The sequence below is a fragment of the Pelagimonas phthalicica genome, from assembly GCF_004364805.1.
GTDB classification, from domain to species: Bacteria; Pseudomonadota; Alphaproteobacteria; order Rhodobacterales; family Rhodobacteraceae; genus Pelagimonas; species Pelagimonas phthalicica.
In genome coordinates this window covers 122,512-128,511 of sequence record NZ_SOAP01000005.1, presented here as the reverse complement: position 1 = coordinate 128,511, position 6,000 = coordinate 122,512, and the positions used below count along the sequence as shown (strand labels likewise).

Genomic DNA, 6,000 nt, shown 5'->3' with positions numbered 1-6,000 from the left:
ATATCGGATTTAAAGGCAAAATATCATATTTAAGGGCAAAGCAAGGCCGTTGATTTCGTTGGATTTCTCATCTCACAATTAAGGGCTACGCGACACCAACATTCAGGATCACAACGATCCAGAGCGCGCGGCGATAGCCAGGGTCCTGATGGGCCGCACCTTGCTGAATATCTTCGTCGCTCTCGATGCGGTCAAACCCATACCCTGTTGTCTCGACGGCTTTTTCAATTTCCGGCAAGCGCGCTTCGGGAGCTGTCAAAGTCATTATGTGCGTTGCAGTAGACACTTTCACGGCGTCAGGCGCGATACCTGCAGATTGCGCCGCCCGCTCGATCTGGGCGGCATCCTTGGCGCAATCCATACCGGAAACGCGGTAACGGAAGGATGGGATATCTGCTATCGCGCTTTCTGCGTTGGCCATGATCGCAGTTCTCCTGCTAAAGTGGGAAAAGAAATAATATATCAGTGAGTAGTGATATGGACCAAATTGTCGCCTGCTGCAATAGTGGGACAACCGCTATTGAGAGAAGAGCGAAGCTGTTTCGCGGTTTTGCGGACCCAAGCCGCCTCGCGATCCTCGACGCCTTGCGCGAAGCGCCGTTGGCCGTTCATGAGATTGTGACGTGCACGAAGTTATTGCAGCCAAACGTCTCCAACCATCTCAGGTGTCTTCTGGATTGTGGGCTTGTCGCCAGCGACCGCGACGGACGTTTTATCCGCTACCGTATAAGCAGTCCGCGCATTACAGCTCTCTTGAATGATGTGGACGTCCTTCTCGATGTGGTCGCAGAAGGTGTTGATGCTTGTGACAATTATCGCGGGACATAAGCGACCTTTTTTGCTGCTCTGCCCTAACCCACCCCATGCCAGGTCAATTGCTTAGTCTGGACAAAACCCCGGCAAAACCCTTGAGGATTTGGCGGTTTTTTTGCCCTTGCCGGTTCAGGGTACGATAAGGTCGGTAGTTCCAGACAGACCGAACTCTAGCTACGGCGGGACCATTTGCCGCTTTGGTCGGTCAGGGCACCATTGACCGAGGGGCAATAGTCTGCACCCAACGTTCAATCCAATCTAACAGTTGCAAACCGCCTGCTCCCACTGGTTCTTGCCAGTCACATTGTTAGTGACCGTGCGCCAGTGCCGCCTTTGCCATTTCTTCGCCAACCTCATCGCCACCACGCGGTTCATCGTCGTTGTCGCGCGCGCGCAGCAACCGCAAGGCGTTGGCGACAACGAGAAGGGAAACGCCAACATCGGCCGCGATCGCGCCCCACATCGAGGCCATGCCGAAGGCTGTTGCCACCACGAATGCAGCCTTGGTCGCAAGCGACAGCCCGATGTTCTGCTTAATAATTGCCATGGTCCGGCGGGAATGCCCGATAAGCCATGGCACTTTGCCAATGTCGTCTGTCATCAGCGCGATATCGGCCGTTTCAATTGCGGCGTCGGATCCCACGGCTCCCATAGCGATGCCGTAATGCGCGCGCGCCATCGCCGGAGCGTCATTCACACCATCCCCGATCATCGCGACAGTGCCATATTGTGTCACCAGTTCCTCAATGGCGGTGACCTTGTCCTCGGGCAGCAGTTCCGCGCGCACCTCGTCGATGCCGACTTGGGCAGCCACAGCCTTTGCCGTGGCCGTGTTGTCGCCGGTGAGCATCACGATCTTTTTCACGCCTTGTGCGTGCAAGCGGGCAACGATGCCCTTGGCATCAGGCCGGATCCGGTCGCGCAATTCCAATACGCCGCTGACGCCAGCCGCGTCCCCAACGGCGACCAGTGTGTTGCCTGCCCCTTCGATGCGGTCGCGCAAATCAGATGGAATTGCGGACCCGAACCCTTTTTCTTCGGCAAATCGGTCTGACCCCAGCCAAATGGACTGGTCGCCCATGTCTCCTTCGAGGCCGCGGCCCGGCACGGTGCGTGTGTTGTCGGCTGCGGAAACGGAGAGGCCGTCTTGTTCTGCACGGCTCAGGATCGCGCGGGCCAGCGGGTGTGACGATCTTGCTTCAAGCGCGGCGGCGCGCTTAAGCAGGTCGCGTTCGGACGTCTCGCCAATCGGATAGACCGCAGCGACTTCCGGTTCTCCCATCGTGATCGTGCCGGTCTTGTCCATCGCAAGCGCCGTCGTGCGACCCGGCGCTTCAACATAGGCCCCGCCCTTGATCAACACGCCATTGCGCGCTGCGGCCGCAAGGGCAGCGACAATAGAAACCGGCGTTGAGATCACCAAGGCACAAGGGCAGGCGATGACCAGCAGAACCAGCGCGTTGTAGAACCAAAAGCCCCAGTCACCGCCTGCGACAAGCGGTGGAACCAAGGCAATTAGAACGGCCAGCCCCATTACAACCGGTGTGTAGATGCGCGCGAACTTCGTCACCCATTGTTCAACCTCGGCGCGGCGTGAATGTGCATCGCTTACCATGCGGATGATTTTGGACAAGACCGTGTCGGAGGCAGTTTTTGTTGCCCGTACAGTTAAAGTGCCCTCGCCATTGATGGTGCCGGCGTAGACATCATCGCCCGCTTCTTTTGGCACCAAGGCGCTTTCACCCGTAATGGGGGCCTGATCGACGGCCCCTGCCCCGTCGACAACTTCCCCGTCGAGCGGAATACGGTCGCCACCTCGCACGATGAACCGCGCACCGACAGCTACAGCCGCGGCGGGAACGTCGGCCTCTGAGCCATCGTCATAGAGCACCCGGGCTGTCGGTGGTGCGAGGTCGAGAAGCGCTGACACAGCATTGCGCGCGCGCCCCACGCTCCAACTCTCAAGATAGAGCGAAAGCGAAAAGAAGAACGCGACCGTCGCGGCCTCGAAAAACTCGCCAAGCCCGATGGCCCCGGCCACGGCGACCACCATCAACAGGTTCATGTCCGGAGAAAGCCGACGCGCCGACGACCACGCTTTGGGTGCGACCAGCCACACGCCCAAGAGGATCGCTATTGCGAACAACCCTGCTTCGGCAATGGGCATCGGCGCTTCACCATGGCCCGAGAACAATCCGATGGCGCCGCCGAACCCAGTCTCAATGACGTGGTAGATGAACCCTGCCGCCCAGAATCCGCCACTAAGCAACGTGAACAGTTTTTGTTTTTTCAGATGTGCGGCCTGATCCGCGCTGGCATCTTCGGCATCCCAGGGTTTGGCCGTCATCCCGGTGGTCGCAACCAATTGAAGGATCTTGTCCGAAGACGGGTTCGTCCCGCCATCCAGAACCGTCATCCGCGCATTGATGACGTCAAACGCAAGATACTCCGTGCCACCAACTTCCGGTCCGACGACCCGGTTCAGGATCGAGACCTCTTCGGCGCAATCCAGGCCGCTGACATGGAAACTGCGGCCGTCCGAGGCTCGAACGTTGGTTGGCTCAATGGCCTGTCCTCCGCAACAACTGCCGCACGCGCCCTCAGATACGGGAGAATGGTCTTGGCTGTTTTGAGCACCGTCATGTGGCATGGATCATCCTCGGATTCGCTATTGTAGGGAGGTGATACGCCCTACAGCAACTAGAGGTTCAAGAGAAAAGTTCGGTCTTCCATGTAGCCGCGTGGTTAATGGGGTGATCGCAGGCGGTTTGGGTCGAAACCATTGAGTTTCGATCACTTTCCTCAGGAAATTCGCCTGTGATCTTGCCTTTGCGTTGCACCACATGCCGTCGGATGCGAGAAAGACGCATCTAAGAATTCAAAGCAGCAGGACAGTGAGTTTATGTACACACGGATCGCAATTTTTATCCTTCTCGGCGTGGCGCTCGGAGCCTGCTCGGAAACCCTCTCGAATTCACAAGGCTCGGGTGCGCTGCCGCCGGTCCCGGAGCAAATCGTGGCGCTCGCGGCTCCAAACCAGGATCTCTCGACCGCACGCTTGCGGCCGGCAGACAATTGCTATTGGTACATGCATTCCGGGCCGGTCGAGGACACGCTCCTGCCGCTCAGGACATCGGGCGGCAATCCGATCTGCGTCAAGCCGGCAGCGTAGCTTTGGCGGCTCGACGGGCCTGACCGTCAAGTTGAAGGTTAGCTGCGGGCCGTGACACTGTCTTCCGCCGAATAAAGGAATGCGGTGGAGCCGATAGCAACACGGGGATAAAGCTCATTGATATGCGCCATAACCATGCGAACGCATCCGGAGCTGGCGCGCCCACCAATTGATCTGGATTGCGGTGATCCGTGTATCCTCAGATATGTGTCACGCTGCCCGACGAACAAATAGATTGCGCGAGATCCCAATGGGTTTTGCGGGCCTGGTTCCTGGCCATTTGCATACTTTTCAAGCGACGGATCGCGCTCGATCATCGATTTGGTCGGTGTCCAGTGTGGCCATTCCACCTTTCGGCGGATCGAGTAGGTCCCCGGCTCGTAAAGATTGCCGCGGGCAATCGCCACGCCGTAACGCATCGCGGTGCCGCCTTCCTCGATATGATAAAGATACCGCGCGACCGCATCGACATGAATGTCGCCGGGTGTCAGACCAGACCGGGCTTCAACCCGACGTGGCAGGAAGCGCGGTTGCAATCCCCAAGGGTTCGACGTCTCGAGATCGAAGTTTGCAGGTGTCACTTGCGCATCCCAAGCCGCCTTTTGCGATGTCGTTGGCCATGTACTGGCAAACACAGGGTTTGAAATCGGCGCAGAGAACACAGCTGCGCTGGTCGCGATGAAATGGCGTCTCGTCAACATATTTGGTTTATCTCCTACGCGGTCGGTTTTTTATAGCTTCGCTTTACACGTCGATAGAACTTCTAGCAACTGGAGCTTCAAGGGAAAAAAGACCAACCTACGCAAACATGTCTGCACTAGAAAGCGAGTCGCAGGGATGAGCAGTGAATACATATCGGAATGCGTCCAAACACATCCATGAAAACCGCATTGACCACGCAAGTTGGATCGATCAATTCTGAACAAACTATCAAACGGTCGTTTAGTAACGGCATATGAAATTGCAATCGGCCCCGTTTTCATGCCCCTGATAGGCTATGCCCGCGTTTCCACGGAGGATCAGACCCCCCTGCCCCAGTCTGAGGCGCTGCAATCTGCGGGCTGTGCCGAGATCTTTGAAGAGCACGCCTCAGGCGGCAATCGCGCGCGTCCTGTACTCGCGCGTTTGCTCGAACGCGTCCAGAGCGGCGATACGCTGGTCGTTGTGCGGATCGACCGGCTTGCGCGATCCCTGTCGCATCTGCTGGAGGTGATCGAACGTCTGGAGGCCAAGGGAGCTTTCTTCCGCTCGCTGCAGGATCCAATCGACACCGCCTCCCCTCAAGGAAAATTCACATTGCAGGTTCTGGGCGCCGCGGCCGAGTTCGAGCGCGCGCTGATACGTGAGCGGACAAAGGCCGGGCTTGCCTCTGCGCGCGCCAAAGGGCGCGTTGGTGGCAATCCTGGGCTTCGCACCAAAGACCCCGCCGCGCTGCGCAAGGTGCGGCTGGCACGACAGGACGGCTACATGGAGCGCCTGAGCGAAACCGCGCAGGATTGGGTGCCCCACGTGCGACGCCTACGGCCGGATATGGCCTGGGAAGATGTTTTGCGAATCATTAATGGCCCCCTGCCCCACGACCGGCACTGGACCCAAAGCCGCCTACTCCGTGCTGTGAAAGCCTATGTCCGCGACGGGTTTCTACCAGATGAAGTGCTTGGCCGCGCCGGACGCCGCGAAACCGATGACCGCCTGCCAGCTATCGTGGCTGCCATCAAAGGCTCGGACCCCGAAATCACACTGCAGGCGATCTGCGACCGGCTAGAATCGATGCGTGAGCGCACCCCTCGAGGCCGTACTAGCTGGCAGCCTTCCTCTGTGAAGATGCTGCTGGAGCGTGCTGAAAAGCTGGGGTTGCTGAGGTCCGCGCACTAATCGCAACCATGTAAATCTTCCACGCCATGGAACGATTGCATTGTTGCAGCGCACTTTGCGGGCAGGTGAATGGGTTCACGAAGCGCAACAGATGTTCCACGCGCAATCCGTCGTGCATTTCCCCGCTCCAAAATGCTGGC

At 58.2% G+C, this 6,000-nt stretch carries 6 protein-coding genes; 3 read left to right on the top strand and 3 right to left on the bottom strand.

The window, feature by feature from the left end:
* Nucleotides 1–85: 85 nt before the first annotated feature.
* A complete protein-coding gene (locus CLV87_RS22500) occupies nt 86–421 on the bottom strand; it encodes a cation transporter (protein WP_235872035.1) in 336 nt (111 codons plus the stop codon).
* Nucleotides 422–477: 56 nt separating this feature from the next.
* Between CLV87_RS22500 and CLV87_RS22495 the strand changes: the two genes are divergently transcribed.
* Nucleotides 478–828, top strand: coding sequence for an ArsR/SmtB family transcription factor (locus CLV87_RS22495; RefSeq protein WP_058314138.1), 351 nt, complete (start codon nt 478–480; stop codon nt 826–828).
* A 292-nt stretch (nt 829–1,120) separates the two neighbouring features.
* Here the strand turns inward: CLV87_RS22495 and CLV87_RS22490 are convergent, their stop codons facing one another.
* The gene (locus CLV87_RS22490) at nt 1,121–3,463 is read right to left on the bottom strand and encodes a heavy metal translocating P-type ATPase (protein WP_072629715.1); all 2,343 of its coding nucleotides are present in this window, start codon (nt 3,461–3,463) and stop codon (nt 1,121–1,123) included.
* A gap of 252 nt (nt 3,464–3,715) precedes the next feature.
* Between CLV87_RS22490 and CLV87_RS22485 the strand changes: the two genes are divergently transcribed.
* Nucleotides 3,716–3,985 carry a hypothetical protein gene (locus tag CLV87_RS22485; protein ID WP_072629716.1) on the top strand — a complete coding sequence of 90 codons (270 nt, stop codon included), beginning with the start codon at nt 3,716–3,718 and terminating at the stop codon, nt 3,983–3,985.
* A 38-nt stretch (nt 3,986–4,023) separates the two neighbouring features.
* On the opposite strand, the gene CLV87_RS22480 is transcribed toward CLV87_RS22485, so the two are convergent.
* On the bottom strand, nt 4,024–4,686 hold the full coding sequence (locus CLV87_RS22480) for a L,D-transpeptidase (RefSeq protein ID WP_037207721.1): 663 nt from the start codon (nt 4,684–4,686) through the stop codon (nt 4,024–4,026).
* 280 nt (nt 4,687–4,966) lie between these two features.
* Between CLV87_RS22480 and CLV87_RS22475 the strand changes: the two genes are divergently transcribed.
* A complete protein-coding gene (locus CLV87_RS22475) occupies nt 4,967–5,860 on the top strand; it encodes a recombinase family protein (protein ID WP_058314140.1) in 894 nt (297 codons plus the stop codon).
* The last annotated feature ends 140 nt before the right edge of the window (nt 5,861–6,000 follow it).